This window comes from Ruminococcus sp. XPD3002 (assembly GCA_900119535.1).
GTDB classification, from domain to species: Bacteria; Bacillota; Clostridia; order Oscillospirales; family Ruminococcaceae; genus Ruminococcus; species Ruminococcus flavefaciens_H.
The window spans coordinates 85,494-106,434 of record FPJT01000001.1 but is presented as its reverse complement, the minus strand read 5'-3'; the positions used below and the strand labels follow the sequence as shown (position 1 = coordinate 106,434).

General features: G+C 45.5%; 18 protein-coding genes. 5 read left to right on the top strand and 13 right to left on the bottom strand.

What is annotated here, in order from left to right; genetic code table 11:
• The 6 genes from BT127_RS00410 to alr form a co-directional block, all read right to left on the bottom strand.
• Positions 1 to 1,557 (bottom strand): DUF3794 and LysM peptidoglycan-binding domain-containing protein, encoded by a 1,557-nt coding sequence (locus tag BT127_RS00410; protein ID WP_075423050.1) that lies wholly within the window; start codon positions 1,555 to 1,557, stop codon positions 1 to 3.
• A 446-nt stretch (positions 1,558 to 2,003) separates the two neighbouring features.
• On the bottom strand, positions 2,004 to 2,975 hold the full coding sequence (locus BT127_RS00405) for a M50 family metallopeptidase (RefSeq protein ID WP_350339269.1): 972 nt from the start codon (positions 2,973 to 2,975) through the stop codon (positions 2,004 to 2,006).
• Between the two features lie 113 nt (positions 2,976 to 3,088).
• Positions 3,089 to 4,156: a branched-chain amino acid aminotransferase gene (locus BT127_RS00400; protein ID WP_075423048.1), complete on the bottom strand. Its 1,068-nt coding sequence runs from the start codon at positions 4,154 to 4,156 to the stop codon at positions 3,089 to 3,091.
• Positions 4,157 to 4,216: 60 nt separating this feature from the next.
• Complete coding sequence (locus BT127_RS17095) at positions 4,217 to 4,345, bottom strand: hypothetical protein (RefSeq protein ID WP_318257073.1); 129 nt, start codon at positions 4,343 to 4,345, stop codon at positions 4,217 to 4,219.
• A 145-nt stretch (positions 4,346 to 4,490) separates the two neighbouring features.
• Complete coding sequence (locus BT127_RS00395; protein ID WP_075423047.1) at positions 4,491 to 5,102, bottom strand: TIGR04100 family radical SAM protein; 612 nt, start codon at positions 5,100 to 5,102, stop codon at positions 4,491 to 4,493.
• A 145-nt stretch (positions 5,103 to 5,247) separates the two neighbouring features.
• Positions 5,248 to 6,378, bottom strand: a complete 1,131-nt coding sequence (gene alr, locus BT127_RS00390) for an alanine racemase (protein ID WP_075423046.1) — start codon at positions 6,376 to 6,378, stop codon at positions 5,248 to 5,250.
• A gap of 145 nt (positions 6,379 to 6,523) precedes the next feature.
• On the opposite strand from alr, the gene BT127_RS00385 reads away from it, so the two are divergent.
• The 4 genes from BT127_RS00385 to BT127_RS00370 all read left to right on the top strand — a co-directional run bounded on the left by BT127_RS00385 (position 6,524) and on the right by BT127_RS00370 (position 9,972).
• Positions 6,524 to 7,216 (top strand): SLOG family protein, encoded by a 693-nt coding sequence (locus tag BT127_RS00385; RefSeq protein WP_075423045.1) that lies wholly within the window; start codon positions 6,524 to 6,526, stop codon positions 7,214 to 7,216.
• A gap of 308 nt (positions 7,217 to 7,524) precedes the next feature.
• Complete coding sequence (locus BT127_RS00380) at positions 7,525 to 8,412, top strand: LCP family glycopolymer transferase (protein WP_075423044.1); 888 nt, start codon at positions 7,525 to 7,527, stop codon at positions 8,410 to 8,412.
• 5 nt (positions 8,413 to 8,417) lie between these two features.
• Positions 8,418 to 9,188 carry a TatD family hydrolase gene (locus BT127_RS00375; RefSeq protein ID WP_075423251.1) on the top strand — a complete coding sequence of 257 codons (771 nt, stop codon included), beginning with the start codon at positions 8,418 to 8,420 and terminating at the stop codon, positions 9,186 to 9,188.
• Positions 9,189 to 9,207: 19 nt separating this feature from the next.
• The gene (locus BT127_RS00370; protein WP_075423043.1) at positions 9,208 to 9,972 is read left to right on the top strand and encodes a PP2C family protein-serine/threonine phosphatase; all 765 of its coding nucleotides are present in this window, start codon (positions 9,208 to 9,210) and stop codon (positions 9,970 to 9,972) included.
• Between the two features lie 307 nt (positions 9,973 to 10,279).
• Here the strand turns inward: BT127_RS00370 and BT127_RS00365 are convergent, their stop codons facing one another.
• From BT127_RS00365 to BT127_RS00355, 3 genes are all read right to left on the bottom strand, one after another.
• Positions 10,280 to 11,887, bottom strand: a complete 1,608-nt coding sequence (locus BT127_RS00365) for an ABC transporter substrate-binding protein (RefSeq protein WP_075423042.1) — start codon at positions 11,885 to 11,887, stop codon at positions 10,280 to 10,282.
• Between the two features lie 141 nt (positions 11,888 to 12,028).
• Positions 12,029 to 13,090: a M15 family metallopeptidase gene (locus BT127_RS00360; RefSeq protein ID WP_075423041.1), complete on the bottom strand. Its 1,062-nt coding sequence runs from the start codon at positions 13,088 to 13,090 to the stop codon at positions 12,029 to 12,031.
• A 211-nt stretch (positions 13,091 to 13,301) separates the two neighbouring features.
• The gene (locus BT127_RS00355; protein WP_075423040.1) at positions 13,302 to 14,117 is read right to left on the bottom strand and encodes a helix-turn-helix domain-containing protein; all 816 of its coding nucleotides are present in this window, start codon (positions 14,115 to 14,117) and stop codon (positions 13,302 to 13,304) included.
• A 293-nt stretch (positions 14,118 to 14,410) separates the two neighbouring features.
• Here BT127_RS00355 and BT127_RS00350 point away from each other — a divergent pair, with 293 nt between their 5' ends.
• Positions 14,411 to 15,784: an ABC transporter substrate-binding protein gene (locus BT127_RS00350; protein WP_075423039.1), complete on the top strand. Its 1,374-nt coding sequence runs from the start codon at positions 14,411 to 14,413 to the stop codon at positions 15,782 to 15,784.
• A 52-nt stretch (positions 15,785 to 15,836) separates the two neighbouring features.
• On the opposite strand, the gene BT127_RS00345 is transcribed toward BT127_RS00350, so the two are convergent.
• The 4 genes from BT127_RS00345 to BT127_RS00330 form a co-directional block, all read right to left on the bottom strand.
• Entirely contained in the window at positions 15,837 to 16,889 is a 1,053-nt protein-coding gene (locus BT127_RS00345) for an SGNH/GDSL hydrolase family protein (protein WP_075423038.1), read from the bottom strand.
• A 27-nt stretch (positions 16,890 to 16,916) separates the two neighbouring features.
• Positions 16,917 to 18,446, bottom strand: a complete 1,530-nt coding sequence (locus tag BT127_RS00340) for an Ig-like domain-containing protein (RefSeq protein ID WP_075423037.1) — start codon at positions 18,444 to 18,446, stop codon at positions 16,917 to 16,919.
• 327 nt (positions 18,447 to 18,773) lie between these two features.
• The gene (locus BT127_RS00335; protein ID WP_075423036.1) at positions 18,774 to 19,217 is read right to left on the bottom strand and encodes a SpoVA/SpoVAEb family sporulation membrane protein; all 444 of its coding nucleotides are present in this window, start codon (positions 19,215 to 19,217) and stop codon (positions 18,774 to 18,776) included.
• 841 nt (positions 19,218 to 20,058) lie between these two features.
• Positions 20,059 to 20,766 (bottom strand): hypothetical protein, encoded by a 708-nt coding sequence (locus BT127_RS00330; RefSeq protein WP_075423035.1) that lies wholly within the window; start codon positions 20,764 to 20,766, stop codon positions 20,059 to 20,061.
• Between the last annotated feature and the right edge of the window lie 175 nt (positions 20,767 to 20,941).

Genomic DNA, 20,941 nt, shown 5'->3' with positions numbered 1-20,941 from the left:
TTATTCCTTTATTGGTATCAGCAGCATACCGCCGTTTTCGAGTTTTTCGCCGTTCAGTTCATTTTCTTCCATGACCGCGTCAACAGAGGTGCTGTATCTTTTGGCTATATCCCAGACGTTCTCGTTCTCGATGCCGAAATACAGCTTCACAGCATAGTCTCCGTCACGCTGTTTTTTTGATGAGGCGTCAACGACGATATCGGTCACAGCGGTTATGGAAGAAGAACCGCCGGAAGTGATATCCGCCGCAAGCTCCGCCTTTGCGGTAAGGACTCCGTCCGAAGAGATATTGTAGGATACGCCCGATACCCTGATATCGGCAGAAACATCCTTTCCAGAAATATCGCTTCCTACGGCTATTTTCTCCTCGAAGGCATCATCCTTGTCAGGCATTACGATCATTCCCGAAGAGTCCTTTGCAGCCATGGAATAAGTCAGCATCCCAGAAAGCATCACGGACCTGCCGTCCTCTGCTATCCTTGCGTTTATGTTTTTCGGACTGCACCATACAGAGTATACCGCCGCAGGAACACTTTCTCCCTGCGCAAGCACCGCAGTTCTGCGGAAGTTCTCTGTGTACACCTCGGGAAGCTGCTCCGCATGTATCTCCGAGAAGGTAACTTCACATGGATATACCGTGGAATATGCATCACTTACGGCAGTTGCGGAAGCTATCCTCACCGAATTGCAGATGAGATGCAGTTCAAGGTCGCAGTGGATAGTCCTGTTGCTGCCTGAGCGGTCCGCAATGGGTGAAACCTCACAGGAGACCACCTCGGCAGTAACGTTATGCTCGAATGAATCGTCTATACCGTCCATATCGACGACCTGACTGTAGGATACAGGGAATGAAACAGGTTCAAGTGCGGAAGAACCGTCCTTCTGGCAGGAATAGAGTATATCCGCTGTAACCTCACCCTTGACAAGCAGTTTTCCCGACACAGTCTTTACGTCGCACTGCGACACGGTACATCTGCAAGCGGCTATGCATATGATATCAGGCTGTGATGCTGCTATCTCGGTATCCTCCGAGACCTGAACGTTCTTGTTGGCATTAAGACGCTGTGCGGCGTATCTTACAGGTATCTTCCTGAGCTGGATGTTCATTCCCTCAGCATCGGATATGAACTCCTGTTCCCTTTCGCCTGTTACAGTAAGCTTGACCGATACCGCTGCACGTATATCAAGTCTGCGTTTGTTCACTGCACGGAAGTTTATATGTCCCGTTTTTGCGGATATACGTACATCTGCATTACCTGTAACGTTTCTGCCGAGTTCAGCGGTCTTTGAGAAGCTCTGCTGCTGTACTATACACTGTACATTATCGCCGTTTTCTCCGCAGTAGAGTATGCGGATATCGCACCTCAGTTCATATGAGAGCTTGTCGCCTATAACTGAATAGCCTGTTACCACGGGCACCGCCTCGCAGCGCACAAGGCGGAATATATCGGGATAATAGTCGGGAAGGATATAATCAAGTTCCACACCTTGTTCCTGTATACCGTCGAATATTTTCTCGGCAGCAGGTATGGTCTCTCTTATCAGTTTTAATTCCATTTTCGTACCTCCTTGAAAAATGCTTTGTACAATGATATTCACACCATGCGGACAATATTCCATGAAGATACAAAAACAGAGTCCCGTTCGGAACTCTGCTCATACAGAATGTTTTTATATGTGTTATTGAGATAAACTCTTTGAGTAGGTTTTTCCTCAATTCTTTTCAGAGCCTTTACTTTAAATTTTCAGCCTTACAGGGTGCTCATGTAAAACAAACAATTTAGTGATTACTATAACTGAGCACCCTGTAAGGCTGAAAATTTGGGGCAAAAAGTCTTTGGAAAAGGGGTTCGGGGTGACTCCCCGCAGTGCGGGGAGATGCCGAACAAAGTGAGGTAGAGGGGACCGCCTCCGTAAGAGGAGAACCTTTCCTCAGAAAGGTTTTTCCCCGATAAATACATATAAACTTCCGTATAAGCACAGTCCTGAACAGGACTCCGCTTTTATTTCATTCCATGCTCATTCCTGATATGCTCAAGGATCAGCATTTCTGTTTTATATTCGCCGATATTCGGGTAACTGCCCTTCATATCAACGGCTTTCTGATACTCTTTTTCAGCTGCTTCTCTATCCTCTTTGTATAAGAGGTCATAAAGATAGAGCAGCTTGCGTCTGGTCACAAAGAATTTCTCCGTAAGCTTGACGTAGTCCTTGACTTCCTTATCGTAGAGGGACTCTATTTCGGACTTATCCGCGCCATGAGCCATACGGCAGAACATTCTCTCGCACTTTGCTTCGCTGATATAAAGCTGTACCTTTGAGCCGTCATTTATAAAACGGCTGAGCATTTCATCGGCTTCCCTGAACTGAAATCTCTCCTCTAAGCGCTGAGCATTAAGCAGCATATTCATATCGACAGCATCCTTGCTTGCATCTTCGGGAAGCACGAAATATCTCTCGGAAATATCCGATAACATAGCTCCTTCGCTCTGCATACCGTTTACTGCCATTGAGTTATAGAAAGCTGTACGCAGGCTCTTGTCCCGCATCATCCTTAAGATATTCATACCGTCATTGCTTACAGTAGTGCTTAACGGCACGAGGTTCATGATACCAAACATTATACCCATGATACCGAACATCAGGAACGGTGCGGAAACCCAGAAGTTGTTTATGAGCAAGCCAATGGGTATACATATCAGTGCAGTAAGCAGGTTGAAAAATCCGCCGCCGAAGTTATACCAGAAAAACGGCACATCCTCGGGAGTGTCCGATTCGGGAGGCATAAGCAGACACTGTCCGCCTGTACCTGCAAGCTTGAACTTTCTTCTGACGAGCTTGCCGTCCTGTTTCACCCATGTATTCGAGCCTATGCGGAAAGAAACGAACTTATAACCCGTAAGTCTGCCCATAACATAGTGACCGCCTTCATGGATGATTATTGAAGGCAAAAATAATATAAACAGCCATAACATTGCATAAAGCGCTTTAATAAGCGAATGTGCGTCTAAAACTTTTATTAAAACAATGCCGCCGGCTATGCCTAAAGCAAAGCCGACGAGCATTTGTATCAATGTTCCTTTTTTCATTACTCAACGGGTACTACCCAGCCGAACTTGTCTTCAACCTTGCCCCACTGGATACCTGTCATTGTATCATAAAGCATCTGAGAGATCTTACCGATCTTGTTGCCGTTGATCTCCATAACCTTATCGCCCCACTTGAGGTGACCAACAGGTGAGATAACAGCAGCAGTACCTGTACCGAATACTTCATCGAGCTTGCCAGCATCGTAAGCATCAGCGATCTCCTGGATATCGATACGTCTTTCCTCTACCTCGAGTCCCTTAGCCTTGCAGACTTCAATAGCAGACTTTCTTGTGATACCCGGGAGGATAGAGCCCTGAAGCATAGGTGTAACTACCTTTCCGTCAATAACGAAGAAGATGTTCATAGCGCCTACTTCTTCTATGTACTTCTGCTCAACACCGTCGAGCCAGAGAACCTGTGAGTAGTTCTGCTTGTGAGCCTCGTCCTGACCGATAAGTGAAGCAGCGTAGTTACCGCCTGTCTTAGCGAATCCCATACCGCCTCTTACAGCGCGGACATACTTGCTCTCAACATAGATATTTACAGGGTTGAGACCGCTCTCATAGTAAGCGCCTGAAGGTGAGAGAATGATGATGAAGAGGTAATGCTCACCTGGCTTAACGCCGAGGAACGGATCAACTGCGATGATGAACGGACGGATGTAGAGTGACTCGCCTTCCTTTGAAGGAACCCAGTCCTTTTCAACCTTGATGAGTTCCATAAGGCACTGCATACCGAGCTCCTCAGGGAGTTCAGGGATAACAAGACGCTCATTTGACTTGTTGAGTCTCTTGAAGTTTTCCTGCGGACGGAAAAGCTGAACCTTGCCCTCAGCAGTTCTGTAAGCCTTAAGGCCCTCGAAAACTTCCTGACCGTAGTGGAAGCACATAGCAGCAGGTGAGAGATCAATAGGAGCATAAGGCTTGATCTCGGGATCATGCCAGCCCTGTCCCTCGTCATAAGGCATAACGAGCATATAGTCTGTGAAGATATGGCCGAAACCGAGCTTATCGCCTGGCTGCGGCTTCTTTTTCAGAGTTTCTGCTTTTGTGAATTTGATTTCCATTTCTTTCTACCTTCTTTTATATATTTTCGTTTCGCATCATTGCGGAGCGAATAGATCAGCTTAGTTTACAGAGAAGTAATTCTTCTCGTAGATCTTTTTACATATCACCACTGTAGCAGCTGCGGCACTTGCGGCAACAGCGACTGTTGAAAGTGATACAGCGAGGATGATCTTAGCTTTTTTTGTCATATAATCCTCCTTACCGAATAGGTCGGCTGAGTTGATAAACTGATGATACAATATGATTATACCATATTTTCAATAATTTTTCCATAATGCAGCTCCAAAATACTGCACAAATATATATGTTGATATTTATTGAACCCTAACAAAATCAATCATCAAAAGTACGTACACGGAGTTTAGCGCCGAGCTTTTCAGCAAGCACACGGGAGGCATCTATCTGCTCCTGCGGTATAACATCCACGACCGACATGATTATCTCGGCTTTGCCTGTCTTTACGCAGTCTCTTGTGAAGTCCTGAAGTGCGGTGAAAGCCTCGGGGAATCTGGGACGTGTTACGTCCATATAGTCCTTTTCTGTGGGAGCATTAAGGCTTATGGATACAACGTCCATAGCTTCGCAGAGCTCTTCGGCAATGCTTCTGCCGTGGATGAGGTCGCCGAGGCCGTTGGTGTTGATACGGAGTTTTTTGCATCCTTTTTTGCGGAGGAAGTCCGCAGCTTCGATAACTGCATCAAGTCTCTCCGTAGGCTCACCGTAACCGCAGAACACTATTTCGTCATATTTAGTCAGGTCACGTTTTTCAAGGTCTGCCTTTATCTCGTCCATAGTTGGCTCATGCTCCAGCCAAAGCGGATCCGAACCGTAAGCGCCGTCCGCATGGTTCCTTATGCAGAATGTACAAGCGCACGGACATTTATTTGTGAAATTAAGATAGAGGTTATTTCCCACCTCATAGGATATCGTCATTGCTTTTGCCATATATATATCCTCCTTTTTATGGACGGATGAGATCCGCCCCCTGCAACGGGATGTTGGGTGACTCCCTACACTGTAGGGAGATGTCAGCAAAGCTGACAGATGGGAAGGGCACGTGTAAAGCGCGCCGTCCCCTACTGATTTCTGCTCAATCAATATAGATACGCGGTACACGCTTGGATATGCCGCAGACTACCTCGTATCCGATAGTACCGTATATCTGTGCAAGGTCATCGGCAGTTATGCAGTCATCGCCGTCCCTGCCTATAAGGGTGACTATATCCCCTGCCCTTGTCTCGGGAACATCGCTGACGTCTATCATCAGCTGATCCATGCAGACACGTCCCGTTATCTTGCAGCGCTTTCCGTGTACGAGTATCTCGCCCTTTGAGGAAAGCTGGCGGGAATAGCCGTCCGCATAACCGATAGTAACGGTAGCGATACGCATTGTGTGGTCTGCGGTGAAAGTACGTCCATAGCTTATCGAGTCGCCTTTTTCAACTGTCTTTACGTGTGATATGACCGCTTTAAGCTCCATTACGGGAGCGAGTTCAGCCGGTATATCAAGGCTCACATCAGGATGCAGACCGTAGAGGATGATACCTGCACGGGCAAGAGTGCTTCTCTCAGAATTGTGATAACAGATAGCGGCGCTGTTCATGAAGTGAACATGCTGAAGCTTTACTCCGCGGCTTGCAAGGACATCATAGGTCTTTGTGATGAATTCCTGCTGTTTATTGGTATACTCCACATTATCGGGAGCATCACTGTCCGCAACGGCAAAGTGAGTGAATATGCCTTCCACGTTCAGCTTTTCCAGCTTCAGCATCTCCTGAAGCTCATCAGCGCACTCCTCTGGAGTATCGTGCTTAAGGCCGATTCTTCCCATACCCGTGTCTATGGCAACGTGACAGCGTATAGGTTCGGAAGTATTTTCCGTAAGTGCCTTTGCATACTCCATCGACACAACGCCCTGGATGATGTTATATACTGTTATTTCGTGAGCATACTCAGGCGGAGTATATCCCAGTATCAGTATCTCTGCCGAAGGGGCGAAATTACGCACAGCAATAGCCTCGTCGAGGTTAGAGACAGCAAAGTACTTTATACCGCATTCCTCTGCAAGACAGCGGACTATATGCTCGTCGCCGTGACCGTAGGCATCAGCCTTTACTACCGCCATTACTTCCGAGGAGTTACATTTCTTTATGTACTCAGCGTTCTTTTTAAGCCTTCCGAGTGAGATCTCTGCCCACGCTCTTTTAAGGTATGGCTTCATCGTGTCATCATATCCTTTCTTTTTCTCAGAGCCCGCAGGCTCAGTTCAGATATATGTTAAAATTTAATTACAGGTTAAAATTTGCCTTGAAATGAAGGCTGTTCTATGTTATAATTAAAGCGATCCACAAATGCGGAGGTGAATTATGCTTTCTTCATTGGTTTCATCCATGCCTGTATACAGTGCCGACCAGGTATCGACAGATCCTAAGCGCACGATATGTATATCGGGGCACAGAGAAAAGAGTATAACGCCTTACCACGGTGATCCTGTTTTCAGGAACATTACCGTTCAGTCCGTCAAGCTAATGCTTGCACGCTATATCGATATGGCAGCCGAGCGCGGATACGATACGTTCATAAGCGGACTTGCCACGGGTACCGATCTGTGGGCTGCGGAATATATATTGCAGAAAAAGAAACTGAACAGCAGTATAAAGCTCATCGGCGCGATGCCTTACCTGAGACATGCCGACCTGTTTCCGTCATCCGAACGCAAGGCGCTTGCAGATATCGAACGGGAAGCCGACTTTCTTGTTACAGTCGATCCTGATCCTGATATCGTCTACAACAAAGCAGACAAGAAGGGTTCGGGACAGCTTTACCGCAACAGGAACTACTACATGGTGGACAGATCTTCGGCAGTTATAGCGTTTTTCAACAGCGGTTCATCCTTCTCGGGAACTTCGCAGACACTGAGCTACGCATACCGCACAGGGCGGAAAATATGCAGCTTCGGACTTGAAGACATCTTCTCGCTCATTGACAGAGCAGGAACCGATTTACGCAGTATATCGCGTGAAATAGCCTTTCTTGAAAATGTTTTCGATAAAGAGTGAAAGCGCTATAAACTATTATATCACAATCACAGGATTTTGCAAGTGGTTTTAAACAAAACCTTCTGCAAAGATGACATCTTCTGATAATTCAACAGACTGTTGAATCCTGTGTTTAAACATTATCCAACATTCAACATATGTTGAAAATGTGGAAAAGTCTGTTGATAACAGATATTACGCAGAAAGAATTTGACGTCGTAATATGGAAAATATTTTTTATTCATGTATAACTGAATATTAAATATTACATGATTTATACGAATAGTTTACATAAAAGTTACAACGCATGTGCGAAAGGAGATATTATCATGGCTAAAAAGAAAAGCGGAAGCATCGCTGTACCATTCCTCGTTACTATTTTCATCGGACTTATCATCGTCGGAGGTGCCGCATTCGGCATATACAAGTACTTCGGTCTCGGCGGTGACGACACCCTGAAAAAGCCTATACCACGCCAGGTAACGCTTTCAACCTACGAGGACAGCCACACTATCCTCTTCATCCTCGACGATCCCGATACAAAATGCTCGTCAACATTTGTGCTGATGCGTTCTGTTCCGAAGGACAAGAAACTCACCTTCATCGGCATCCCTTCCAACACGATCGCACTTATCGATGACGCTCAGCAGAGCATAAAGGGTTCATACGAACGAGGAGGTCCTTCCGCAGCCGTTGATTTCACTCAGGCACTTTTCAACATAAAGATCGACAGATACCTTAAATTCGATCCCGAAGCATTCATCAAGACCTGCGAGATACTCGGCGGTGTTACCTACCCCGTAAGCGAGGACATAGCAGGATTCAAGAGCGACAGCGATGAGCAGTTCCTCAACGCAGAGCAGATAAAGACTCTCGTTACCTATTCAATGTACAGAGGCGGAGAGGTACAGCGAGCATTCGAGGCAAGCTCTATCGTTTCAGAAATGATGAATCAGGCTGTTGCTGACGGCGGACGTGTTGCCGACAGTCTCGATGCAAGCTTCAATACAGTTATCAATATGAGCGGAATAAAGACAGATATCACAGGTGTTGACTACAAAAAGCGCAAGGTAGCTATAAAGAATATGCTCGAAAGAGGAAGCTCTATCGCTTCATGCATCGCTCTTGACGGTGCAGATGCAGATGCCGATTTCATCCCAAGCACATCTGCTATAAACAACTTAGTTGACGAGTATTTCAAAGATCCTACAGAATGAGCGATATGATCCGTAATATTTTCGATACTCACGCACATTATGCAGACCGTGCCTTTGATGAGGACAGGGATGAAATGCTTGCTTCACTTCCCGATAAGGGAGTCAGATACGTCGTTCTCGCCGCTTCATCCATAAGGGACACCGTTGAGAATTCACGGCTTGCGGAAAAATATGACTACATCTACTGCGCCGCAGGTATACACCCCGAGTTTGCAGACACCAATCCCGATAACTATATGGGCACCCTCAGGGATACTATCCGTTCCAATCCGAAAGTCAGAGCAGTCGGCGAGATAGGACTTGATTACCACTACGAAGGCTACAACAAGGAAAAACAGATACGTCTGTTTGAGGAACAGCTTGAATTTGCCAGTGAGATAGATATGCCCGTCATCATCCACACCCGTGATGCCACAGAGGACACAATGAACATCCTTAAAAAGTACCGCCCAAGAGGTGTTGTACACTGCTTCAGCGGCTCAGCCGAGACTGCAAAGGAAGTTATAAAGCTCGGTATGTACATCGGATTCACGGGAGTTCTTACCTTCAAGAATGCAAAAAAAGCGCTCAGAGCGCTGGAAGAAGTACCGATGGACAGGCTCCTCCTTGAAACAGACTGCCCGTATATGGCGCCTGTTCCATTCAGAGGCAAACGCTGCGACAGTTCAATGATAGCGTATACCGCCGAAAAAGCAGCAGAGATAAAAGGTCTGCCCGTGCAGGAGCTCGTCGATATAACCTGCGGGAATGCAAAGCGTTTCTACGGTATAGTTTAGTTTATAGAGGTCACAAAGTATGTATTATTGCTGCGGAATAACCGAAAAGGGCGTTATGCCCCATAACGAGGACGCAATTATCATCGGAGAAAGAGTGATGAACTCGGGCGTTGCGGAAATGCACCTTGATGTCCCCTTCATCGCTGCAGTTTCGGACGGAGTTTCAGGTGAATTATCAGGCGAACTCGCTTCCATGCTGTGTCTCAACAGTCTTCGGAGTCTCGGAACATACGACACCGAAGGACTTAAAGAAGGCATAATGAATATACATCACGATCTTGCAGAATACAGCCGCTCCCACGCCGATGCAAGGAATATGCAGGCTACCCTCTGCGGTATCGCAGTTGACAGCAGCCACAACATAGTAACATACAACGTCGGAGATTCACGGCTTTACCGTTTCCGTGACGGACAGGTCCGTCAGCTTTCAAGGGACCAGTCCCTTGTACAGCTTCTCTACGAAGAGGGAAGCATCACCCGTGAGGAGAAAAAAACTCACTCCCGACGCAACATCATCTTCCCTGTTCTCGGCAATGCAGGTTCAGATCCCACAGTCGATGCCGCACCGCTTGAAGGCGGTATGGAGTACGGAGATGTACTTATAATGTGCACCGACGGTCTTTCGGACTACGTTTCATCTATGGATATGCAGGAGATACTTGAACTGCCGAAAAGTCTGTTCAGCCGTCTTGAAATGATGGTAGACCTTGCACTTGAAAGGAAATGCAACGATAACATATCCGTTATCGCACTGATATACACCGATCCCGGTATCAGGGACTAAAAAGCATCAAAAGCACAGTTCATTACGGACTGTGCTTTTTATTATACCGACATCAGAAATGCTTTCACCGATCATACAAATCAAGTTTCAATATTTTATGTCGCGAAACGAGAACTTTTTGTAGGGAACGCCGCCCTCGGCGTTCCACATTTTGACGAAAAAACAGGAAGGAACGGCGAGGGCGCCGTTCCCTACAGATCAATATTTTTAATCAATAGAACTGATTTGTGTGTTCACAGATAAATACATGTATAATATAAAAAAGGGCATTTCTGAACGAAACGCCCTGAATGAAATGGAGACATTATCAGTCAAAATTAAGTGCGAGACGATAGTCAACAGCACCGCTGAAAGGATCATATATTATATCCTCGTTATCCCTGTCAGCTATAAGGTAGGAGTTCTTATAGAACAGCGGCACGAATCCGCAGGTATCTATGAGTTTCTTTTCAGCTGCGGTATAGCTTTCAACAAGCTCCGAAGCTGTAGGTATATTCTTTATCGAGTCAGATATCTTTTCCTCGGGAAGAGTATACTGTAGACAAGGTGTATCCTCGTAAGCCTTGATGACAGAAAGACCGCTGTTCATATTCGCTTTGAGTGGATATACAGCAATGTTATAGTCGCCCTCTGCGATACGCTCCTCGAACTCCTCTTCCGTAACATCTTCTATAGCTACATAACAGCCGAAAAGCTCCTGCCAGCTCTGGGTGAGATAGTGAAGTACTCTCGCATCGGCAGTATCGGGACTTACTATTATCTTCACGTTATCAAGAGTTTCGGTCTCAAGCTCGCCCTTTGCCTGTTCAAACAGTTCCGAAGCTTTACCGCTGTCGTACATATCGAACTGCTTTTCGGACGAAAGTTCCCTGTAGCTTCTTCCAAGCAGATTTACCGCAGGCGGTATCATTCCATAAGCTGTGATGCAATCGTCGCTGTTAAGCTGACTTTTCATGCCTTCACGGTCTATAGAACATGCAAATGCCTTTCTAAGTGCCTCATTGGAGAAATACCTGTCCTCAGGATTGAAAACAAGTCCGAGAGTCTCGGCTGCTTTTCCCTCAACGAGGTATTTTTTGCGGTTATAGGTACTGCTGTTCAAAGTTGTAAAGCACTCAACCTCGTCATTCTTGAACTTCTTGCGTATTGCTTCCTCGCTCTTCTCGATAGTAAAGCTGAGATACGATGGACATATATCGTAGGAATCGGTCCAGTTCTTCTCATTGCGGCGCATATAGAGAATATTATTATTGCCGTAAGGATCATAGAACCACTGTCTTACGTAAAACGGACCGTTGGACATTACAGACCTGTCATCAAGTCCGTATCTGCCCTTGGTGGAATAGAAGAACTCGCGGTTGCAGGGGCAGGCAGCAGAAGTTGCCATAAGGTTAAGGAACTCCGCATCGGGCTCTTCAAGGACGATAACAAGGGTAGAATCATCGGCTGCATAGACCTCGGCAGCATCAGGCGGCTCAAGTCCCCTGAGAACAACTTTCGCTCCCTTTATACATGAGAAGGACTCGGCATATGGAGAATGCATCTTCGGATCGAGTATACGCTGCAAAGCGAAAACATAGTCATCAGCGGTTACAGGGATGCACTCCTCATCGTCAATTACATCGTCATCATTCTCATCGAAAAACCAGTAATTATCCTCTCTCAGGTGGAAGGTATAAGCGGTACCGTCCTCGGAAACGCTGTAATCGGATGCATTGCAGCAGACAAGTCCGCCGCTCTTGTCGGTAGTCATAAGTCCGCTGTAGAGGTTCTTTATAACGGTATTCGACGAGGGATCATCGGCAAACTGCGGATCAAGGCTCTGCGGATTTCCGAGAAGCGGAGCATCGTACATATGGTTAAGACCGCTTCCTCTGTCGGGATTTCCGCATGATGACAGCATTGCCGTAAACATTATCAAACTCAATAAAAGCGCAGGCTTTTTCACATTTGTCTCCATTCTGCCGCACAGGTCCCCTGCGGCACAGGGCGGCTGACTCAGCCGTATGAACAAAGTCAAGGGCGGAACTTGTCCGCCCGTATATTTATGATGGTTTTACTCAGCAGCCTGAGTAGAGCTGTTAGCTCCCGAAATAACCGTAACTATGAAGCCGTCCACGTTGTTGCCAGATATGGTGTATCTTGCTGCGCGCGGAACAGGTACATCGGTATCACCCGATGAAGCTGCGGGAACGTAGTATACGATGTAATTACCGCTTGCGTCTGAAATTTCAAGAGGCTTATCCTTAGTATACGCCTTCAGCTCCTCGATATACTCATCAAGGCAGAGGTTGTGGGAATTCATATAAGCCGCATGTGGAACGCCGACATAACGGTATGTATTCTCTCTTGGCTTTTCACCTGTAAACTCGGACTTATCCTCGGGGAAACGAACTATGAAGCCGAAGCGCTCGGCATTGTCCTTGAACCATACATAATCGCCTACAGGCTCGAATCTTGCGGACTCGGACTCTTCATTGATAGTAATGAGGTCGAAAGTACGTCCCGAGTGGTAGTCAGTATGTCCCGGCTCGAAGATAGAGTTGCCGTTGTTGTGTCTTTCGACCTGCTCATCATATGTACGGAAGCAGTCAACAACATATATGTAGGAATCTGTGCGGTTATTCTCCTCGATGAACGCCTGCATCATATTATTTATCTGTGCAACAACATCTGTGTCAAGACGCTTTACAAGGTCGCTTACGCCATAGCAGCTGTTTCTGCCGTCGTTGACGTTAATGAGGTTGAGGTCGCCTTCGGGGAAGGTGTACTCATGCTCTGCATTGATAAGGATAAGGTCGCCCATATTGACCTCTTCCTTTGAATGCTTTTCTGTAGTATAGAAGCTGTCCATCTGAGCTTCTGTAGCAGGTTCTGCGGCTTCGGTAGGCTGAACCTCGGACTGCTCGTTCTGTTCGTTTGCATCGGTAGTATCCGGTGTGCCGCTTTCGGATGTCTGGTTCTTCGGCTTGTCATCTTTTTTCTTATCGCCCGAAATGCCCTTTACACAGGAAGTTACGAGCACAACAATGACAGCCGCAAGAAGTACAGCAGTTATGATACGGTCATAACGTATCTTATAACGTCTGCGGTTTCTGCGTTTTTCTCCTTTGTTCATTTTATTTGCTCCTTTTCTTTTGAGCATCTCTGAAAGCCTGTTTGGTCAAAGAAAAAACAGATCGGTGCAGCAGATGCTGTATATAGCTGATTTTTCTCAAAAGAGGTTTTAAGAGATGACCTTTTGTAAACCGCGGCATGTTTTCTTTATTTTTCACGCAGTTTTTCTCATTATGTATTATACCACAAACAATATTTTATGTAAAGCTTTTTTACTGTTTTTTTCCCGGATTTTCATTATTTTCTTTTTCTTCAAGCATCTTCCGCCTGTATTCGGTGGGTGTGCAGCCCTTCTGCTTCTTGAATTGTCTCATAAAATACGAATCGCTTTCATAGCCGCACCGCTCGGCGACTTTACTTATAGAAAGGTCCGTATTTACAAGGAGTTCAGCCGCATAAACGAGTCTGCTCTCTATAACGTCCTGAAGGAAGGTAACACCGAAGGCATTGAAGTAGATACGGTGGAAATAGGTCTTGCTGATATGCATTTCCTTGCAAATCCAATCCACGGACCAGTCGTTCAGCGGATCATCAAATACACTGTCCCGCAGTGCTTTAAGACGTGAATACTTCGGTACAGCTGAGGACTGATCGTTCCCGCTGTCGACCTTTCCCGAAAGACAGATGAACAGCATCTTCATGGCACTGCTCATAAAGTCTTTGGTGTGCACACTTTTTTTCATCGAGTAAAGCTTCATGCTTTTCAGCGTATTCGACATTATATGATCGTCACTTACCTCCAGCGGAGTATCAAGCTGTATTTCCAGCGAAGTGATGTACTGCTTATCCGAATTCGAGGGAATGAATGTGACGGAATCATACTTTATAGGTCTGCCGTTTGCAGAGCGGTAAACGTGTTTATGTCCGCCTGTAAAAATAATTGCAGAGCTGCTTCGTATGACTCTGTCGCTTCCTGAAGCCGAATAAACTATAGGAGACCTGAAAAAAACGAGCTGGAATTCGTTCAGGTTCTCTGAATTGACATTTCCCGTACTGTGGCAGTTAAGTTCGATGCCCGTTATCTCCATACAAGCCTCCATTCATTATATAGTATCAAAAAATGCGGACATTTTTATTATACCACAGCCATTTACCCATAACAAGACGATATATTTATTTAAAAGAAAAAAATATATTGAAGTGTCATATTCACAGCAGTTGAAACGAATTTTATAATGTCAAAAGTCTGACCAAAATTGCGACTGATTACGGCATTGTTCTGTATATCATAGCAAATTTTGCTCTTTTTTTGTTCAGCACTTGACCAAGCATCACTTTTTATCGTATAATATATATAACAGAATTGATTCAGGAGGAAAATATGAAAAGATCAGTCGCAGTTTTACTTTCTTCGGCAATTATGTGCGGAAGTCTCGTTTCCTGCGGAAATTCAGGAGTTATCGGACAGAATGATCAATCAGGATCATCGTCATCATCTGCCGAAAAACAGTTCCTTACCGTTGTGCAGATAGGCACTTCTGACACAAATTACGAAGAACTTGTACAGGATTTCAACAGCAAGGAGGAGCTTTTCCAGCTCTCTTACAAACAGTACGGCGATCCTGCCGATACTTACGGTGATTCGGCTTTTGAAGCCTTCAACAGCGACCTTGAAGCAGGTTTCAAAGCGGATATAGTCATCGCTCCGCCTGCAAAGGCTGCCGAGCTCAAGGCCAAGGACTTCTTCACAGACCTTGCCCCCATAATGGAACGTGAGGACGGCGTTAAAATGTCGGACTTCATGGAAAATGTAGCTGCAAGCTTTACCGAAAACGGCGCAGTTTACACCCTGTTCAACGGTTTCACTATCGATACTGCGGCAGTCAAGGCGAGCAGATACGGCTCCGATTTCACTAACTGGACTCCCGAACAGGCTATAGATGCCTATAATAATCGTCCCTATCACAGCGATCTTATGTGCGAACAGTGGAACGATGAAGAAGCATTCCGATACATGACGAATATCGTACCTATGGAGTGTGTGGACCGTGCAGGAAAGACCTGTGATTTCAGTCAGCTCCGCAGTGTACTGGTATTTCTTAAGGGCATGGATCACATTGGTGACAGAACTACAGAAATGGCTTCAATGACTCCCGAGGAGTCGGATGAGTTTCTCAAGACATTGCAGAGCAAGCTGGCGAACGATCAGGCACTTGTGGAACGCATAACAATAAACGGCGTGAACCAGTGGTATCCTGTTGACTTTTCACGCTTCGGCGGAAGCGATATAACCTTCGTGGGATTCCCCTCGTATAACGGATGCGGTATCAAGACAAACGTAGAGACTATGGTAGGCATCTCGGCAGCATGCAAGGAAAAATCAGCAGCGTGGATGTTCGTGAACACCCTGTTCAATGAGGATTCACAGGTACAGCTCGGACTTACAGGCGGAAAGATACCTGTCCTTAACAAAGTAATAGACAAGCTTGCCTATGATACTCCCGACACAGTTGAGGGCTCAATAAGAACTGTATGCGATTTCCCTTCAAGCAGCGAAAAATACACCATAACTCCCGAGGCTGTAGATCAGCTTGTAGAGTACATCCGCACAGTGCCCGTTGATCCGTGGCACGATGACGCTCTCGAACGTATCGTAGCTGAGGAATGTGACCTTTTCTGCACAGGACAGTCCTCCGTTGAGGAATGTGTCACAAAGCTTGGAAGCCGTGTAAACAAATACTTCGAGCATAACTAAGTTATAACAAAATGCCGTACATCAGCTCATTGCGAGTCGTGTACGGCATTATTCATTCAGATACTATACTTCTTATGAAGTCCGAAAGCTCATCCGCTGCGTAGCTGTGTGTATCCTCGGAAGGATGCCATTGTGCGCCGTATCCGAGAAGTCCGTCCTGCGGTCGGAAGAAGAAGGTGTATACATTTTCTCCGCCGAAGCTTTCTGCGGCTTTTTTTACGCTCTCAGACGTCTCGACATCTATAAGTCCTATAGCGCAGATTATTTTTGCCTGCGGTGAATTTTTCCTGACTGTACCGATGAAACGAAGATATTCTTTCTCCAGTTCATCAAAAGCGCCTTCGTTCTTTATACAGAAGCTGTTATCGTTTGTACCGAGGTTTATTACGATGATATCAGGTCTGAAGCAGGAAAAATCCCACGGTATGTCCTGCATCCTTACACCATCTGCCGAACAGTGGGAATATCCGAGACTTTCGTAATACTGCGGAAGTATCTCGTCGGTATTGCGTACTCCGTCGGCAGTATAACCGCTGATGAGTCCGTATCCGCTGTAGGAAAATACACTGTAATCCGCATCAAGCTGACTTGCGGTGAGATAGGCGTAGGATTTCATGAAGTTTTCTGCCGCGGTGGAGAATTCTCCCTCAACGTTGTTATCGTCCACACCGAATCCGCAGGTTATGGAATCACCTATGAACTCTATCTTCAGATTATTCTCATCTGTGGGAGTCATTACCGCATCATCGTCCGTTTCAGCTTCGTAAAGGAGCGCCATTGAGAAAGCGGCTTCCGAAAGCTTTATTATGCTGACTCTGTGTTTTGACGCCTCATCTGTACAAATGACCTTATAGCGTTCCCTTTCTTTGAAAACGACCTTCCTGACAATCGGTCTGCCGTCCACAAGCACAGCTATCCTCGGATAATTGCAAACCCTGCCGCCGCTGAGTGAATCCGCATCACAGCCTACGGAAATAAAGAGTTCCTTTCCGAAGAAATCAAATTCCGCTCCCGAACCCGAGTGCAAAAGATAAAGGATGTTGTTTTCTGAGTAATTTCTGCCTGTTATCTTTGCAGAAGAACGGTCAAAAGCTATGTTTTTCATAGTCTTCTCCTTGAATTTATGACTGAGTTATTTCTCGGTAACAGGAAGAGCGGTGATGACCTTTGCATCCAGCATCTGGATAGCAAGAGCGTCCTTGGCGGTTATACCGTCACCTCTGTTGAAGCAGTCGGCATTGTTCTTACCCTGTTCAGAAAGCGGATGCTTTGAAGCGTTGGCAACATGCTGAAGTATCAGCAGAGAATCCGTAAGCGAAACCTCGCCGTCACAGTTAGCATCTCCCACAATCTCCTTTGCCTTGACCGTGACCTTTATAGATGTGGAGACCTTGCCCGAATTTGCTACGATAAGAGCCTCGCCCTCTGATACAGCTGTAACGAGTCCCTTGTCATCGACTGTTGCAACTTTCTTGTTCATGGATATCCATTCTACCTTGTCGCCCAGTCCTGCGGAAGAGAGCTGTGTTGTGTTTCCGATGCCTGTTATGGTAACTTCCTTTGGTTCACTGCTCTTTGCGGTGTATGTGGAGTTGATATTTATAAGGTATTCGGTAGTCCCAACCTTTGCGGTCACTACTGCACTGCCGCTTCCGACTGCTGTAACGATTCCCTTATCATCGACTTTTGCTACCTTTTCGTCGGAACAGCTCCACTCAACTCCCGAGTCGGTATTTACATTTTTGAGAGTTATTGCCTGTGAAGGAGACTCATCCGAAAGGTTTATAGTTCCGATAACCGAAGGCTTTACAACTTCTGCGGGATCATACTCGGAAACTACTTCTGCGAAGTACCTCTGCTTTGCGATGACTGCATAAATACGGCATTTTCCCTTGCCTACTGCGGTAACTGTTCCGTCACTGTCAACTGTTGCAACAGTTTCATCTGTGGAGCTCCATGTTATTTTCGCTCCGGCAGGAAGAGTAGCTTCTATCTTGCGCTTAGGCTCTGAATTAGTCAGCTTTATCTCGCCTATAGGAGTCTCACCTGCGGCAGTCGCCTCAGCAGCGGTCTGTGGATCGTAAGTGGATGTAATTCCTATCGTATACTTTGTTCCGTTATATTCCACGAACACGGTGCAGGTGCCTTTTCCGACAGCGGTTATGATACCGTCACTGCTGACCTTTGCAACCTTCTCATCCGAGGAAGTCCACTTTGCCTTAGAGCTGTCAACACCGTTGAGCTCCGGCTGTGCTGCCGAACTGCTGTTTGTAAGCTTGATATCGCCGATATGTACCTCTTTCGGGGTTGTATCTGCGTCAGCCTTTACAGTTACCTCAAATTTGAGGAGCTGACTGCTGAGAACTGCATATACGGTAGTAGTACCCTTGCTTACAGCGGTTATCTGCGCTTTCAGTCCGCCAACTGACTTGACTGTAGCTATTTTTTCGTCATCGCTGTACCACTGCGGAGTTTCAGTCGTATTGCCTACAGATACTTCCGAAATGTCCCCTGCCTGTTCAAGTTCTACCTTGATAACAGTTGAACTTTCATCTGCTGCACAGGCTGTTGTGATGTCCTGAAGGTTGAATGTCTGCAGAGGAAGTGCTCCTCCCATAAGGCATAAAGCCGCTGCAAATGCAGCAATTTTTCTGTTTTTCATGTTTTTCTCATCCTTTGCTGTTATTCGGACTTTCGTCCTACATTAATTATATACCACACGCTGTTGTTTGTCAACGCAAAGCGCTGAATATCGCACATTAAAAGCATTAACTTTGGTCTGAATGAATTTTTTAAAAATAATGTTTTACAGATATTAGAAGGGAACGCTCTCTCTTGCAGAGCGTTCCCTCTCCCCAAACAGTCCACCGGACTGTTTGGGGATTCACCCATTGCAGAGCGCCTTCGGTTCGTGGGGCTTTGCCCCACACTCCACCAGAGGCGCTGCCTCTGGACTCCGGCAGGGAGCGAGCTGCTCCCTGCACCCCGCTTACATGGATTTAAGCAGATAATAGATAAGTCCGTAGACCACAGAAGCGGCACAGCCGTACAGTATGACAGGTCCTGCAATGGTGAATATCTTTGTGCCAACTCCAAGAACGAGACCTTCCGTCTGCGCTTCCACAGCGGATGAGCTTATAGCGTTTGAAAAGCCTGTTATCGGCACAAGAGTACCTGCACCCGCATGTTTTGCAAGGCGCTGATACCAGCCGAGTCCCGTAAGAAGCGCTCCTGCAGCTATGAGTATAACGGAGGTCCATGTACCTGCGGCATCGGACTCTGCACCTGCGGCAAGCAGAATCGAACGGATGATATGTCCGATAAGGCAGATGCACCCTCCCGATACGAAAGCGGCGAGGGTATCTGCGGCAACTCCCGAAGCAGGTGCAGCACGGCGTTCCATTTCGCTGTATTCCTTTGGTGATATATTCATTTTCATCAACTCCCTGAGAGTACTATTCCCGGGAAATGGCTGTATATACGTAAAAATGGACAAAAAAATAACGCCCTCACCAACACCCTCTCAATAGTTGGTAAAGGACGCTATTTCGTTAAGCACAAGCGCACCCTCTATACGCTTGTACCTACGGCAGACACTATACGAAGTGTCTTATAGCTGTATGCTGAAGTGAGACCGGTAAAAGGCGCTTAAATCATGTTAATGGACTGAGTTTAGGCGATCAAACATATTATAGGCATTAATGTTGATAAACAGTCCAAGATCTGGAACGATTGGTGCGACGAAGGGTGGATTCGGACACGGCGGAGTTTAAACCGCGTCAAGCACAACAGACTATAATTGCCGTTTTCACAGGACACAATATTAAATACAAATTGTGTGATGAAAGCCAAACACCGATAAATCGGAATATAAAGCCTTCAACAATTGTATTATAATCTAAACTTGTCCCACAATCAATTGATTATATTGCTAAGATGCCGAACTATATTGCTTTATTAAAGCATAATATTTATATTAATATTTGATTAACATAAATTTTGTTTTGACATATACGGATTGGAGTTGTACGGTTTTTGCAGAAGATTAAATATACAAAAAGTAGTATTCAATCCCAAGTTTACGAGTTGGCAAATGCCGACGAAGTCCCTATATCTTGGCATTTCTTGCTTAAATAATCATTTTTTGCGATTTTATAGTCATTATGTACACTTTAAATGTTGAAAAGTTGGATTAAATTTATTTATCAATTCGATTTGCGAAAAAAATATCATTTTAAAAAATTTCAGGGACCGTAAACAGTCCCTGAATAAGCTCATATGATCTTATTTATTGCATCCTCGATGCATTGTTCATAATACTCCTTGTTCCATTTATGAGGAAAACTTATTATCTTAAGTCCGCTGTAAGCATTCTGTACAGCATCTTCAAGTCCTTCCTGATCTCCTTTGCATGCCCATATATACACGCCTGTTATCAGTATCTCGATGAGTTTTGTATCGCTCTTGCCCTTAGGCTTATATCCCATTCCTGTAAGCAGTCTGAACGCCTGATCGTATTTCTTTGAAGCGCAGTCGGTCAGTGCAAGGGCAATATAAAGATCAGCATTTCTCTGAGCAGAGACCTTTGAAGAGTGGTTCTGCATGAAATTGATATTATCCGTTCTGAAATCCACAGCATCACGCCAGTGACCTATCTTGCTCATATTCTTCAGCGATTCGATACAATACCCGAATCTTTCGTCTCCGCTGAGCTTTTTGTCCTTGAGAGTTTCAAGGTAGAAAGTTACACTTTTCAGATCATGTATACGATCATATAAATGACAAAGCTGGACAATATCGCAGGCAGAAGGTTTTTTCTGATCATTTACAAAAGCATCTGCATAGAGATCGCATAATTCCTTTGTATAGCCGTTATCGCAGAAAAGCTGATAAAGCGAATCATATCTTTTAAGGTCTGAATTATGTGCAGGCAGAAGCACCTTTGCAAAACGGTTTTTCCTGTATTCCTGTGTCGACTGCATGACCAGCGCCCCCTTTACAATAGATTATACTTCTTACAAAATATTTTAGCATAAATCTGAAACATAGTCAATATTCCCGAGAAAGTTTAGTTTAAAACTGTTGAAATGCACAAAAATCTTACTTCTTTTTTTATTAATTAAATATCATACCTTTTATTTCCTTTAAGATTATTTC

Bases quoted from the DNA above. Each gene is read 5' to 3' on its own strand.
- BT127_RS00410 (WP_075423050.1), bottom strand. From the start codon at position 1,557: ATGGAATTAAAACTGATAAGAGAGACCATACCTGCTGCCGAGAAAATA.
- BT127_RS00405 (WP_350339269.1), bottom strand. From the start codon at position 2,975: ATGTTATGGCTGTTTATATTATTTTTGCCTTCAATAATCATCCATGAA.
- BT127_RS00400 (WP_075423048.1), bottom strand. From the start codon at position 4,156: ATGGAAATCAAATTCACAAAAGCAGAAACTCTGAAAAAGAAGCCGCAG.
- BT127_RS17095 (WP_318257073.1), bottom strand. From the start codon at position 4,345: ATGACAAAAAAAGCTAAGATCATCCTCGCTGTATCACTTTCAACAGTC.
- BT127_RS00395 (WP_075423047.1), bottom strand. From the start codon at position 5,102: ATGGCAAAAGCAATGACGATATCCTATGAGGTGGGAAATAACCTCTAT.
- alr (WP_075423046.1), bottom strand. From the start codon at position 6,378: ATGAAGCCATACCTTAAAAGAGCGTGGGCAGAGATCTCACTCGGAAGG.
- BT127_RS00385 (WP_075423045.1), top strand. From the start codon at position 6,524: ATGCTTTCTTCATTGGTTTCATCCATGCCTGTATACAGTGCCGACCAG.
- BT127_RS00380 (WP_075423044.1), top strand. From the start codon at position 7,525: ATGGCTAAAAAGAAAAGCGGAAGCATCGCTGTACCATTCCTCGTTACT.
- BT127_RS00375 (WP_075423251.1), top strand. From the start codon at position 8,418: ATGATCCGTAATATTTTCGATACTCACGCACATTATGCAGACCGTGCC.
- BT127_RS00370 (WP_075423043.1), top strand. From the start codon at position 9,208: ATGTATTATTGCTGCGGAATAACCGAAAAGGGCGTTATGCCCCATAAC.
- BT127_RS00365 (WP_075423042.1), bottom strand. From the start codon at position 11,887: ATGTTTACGGCAATGCTGTCATCATGCGGAAATCCCGACAGAGGAAGC.
- BT127_RS00360 (WP_075423041.1), bottom strand. From the start codon at position 13,090: ATGAACAAAGGAGAAAAACGCAGAAACCGCAGACGTTATAAGATACGT.
- BT127_RS00355 (WP_075423040.1), bottom strand. From the start codon at position 14,117: ATGGAGATAACGGGCATCGAACTTAACTGCCACAGTACGGGAAATGTC.
- BT127_RS00350 (WP_075423039.1), top strand. From the start codon at position 14,411: ATGAAAAGATCAGTCGCAGTTTTACTTTCTTCGGCAATTATGTGCGGA.
- BT127_RS00345 (WP_075423038.1), bottom strand. From the start codon at position 16,889: ATGAAAAACATAGCTTTTGACCGTTCTTCTGCAAAGATAACAGGCAGA.
- BT127_RS00340 (WP_075423037.1), bottom strand. From the start codon at position 18,446: ATGAAAAACAGAAAAATTGCTGCATTTGCAGCGGCTTTATGCCTTATG.
- BT127_RS00335 (WP_075423036.1), bottom strand. From the start codon at position 19,217: ATGAATATATCACCAAAGGAATACAGCGAAATGGAACGCCGTGCTGCA.
- BT127_RS00330 (WP_075423035.1), bottom strand. From the start codon at position 20,766: ATGCAGTCGACACAGGAATACAGGAAAAACCGTTTTGCAAAGGTGCTT.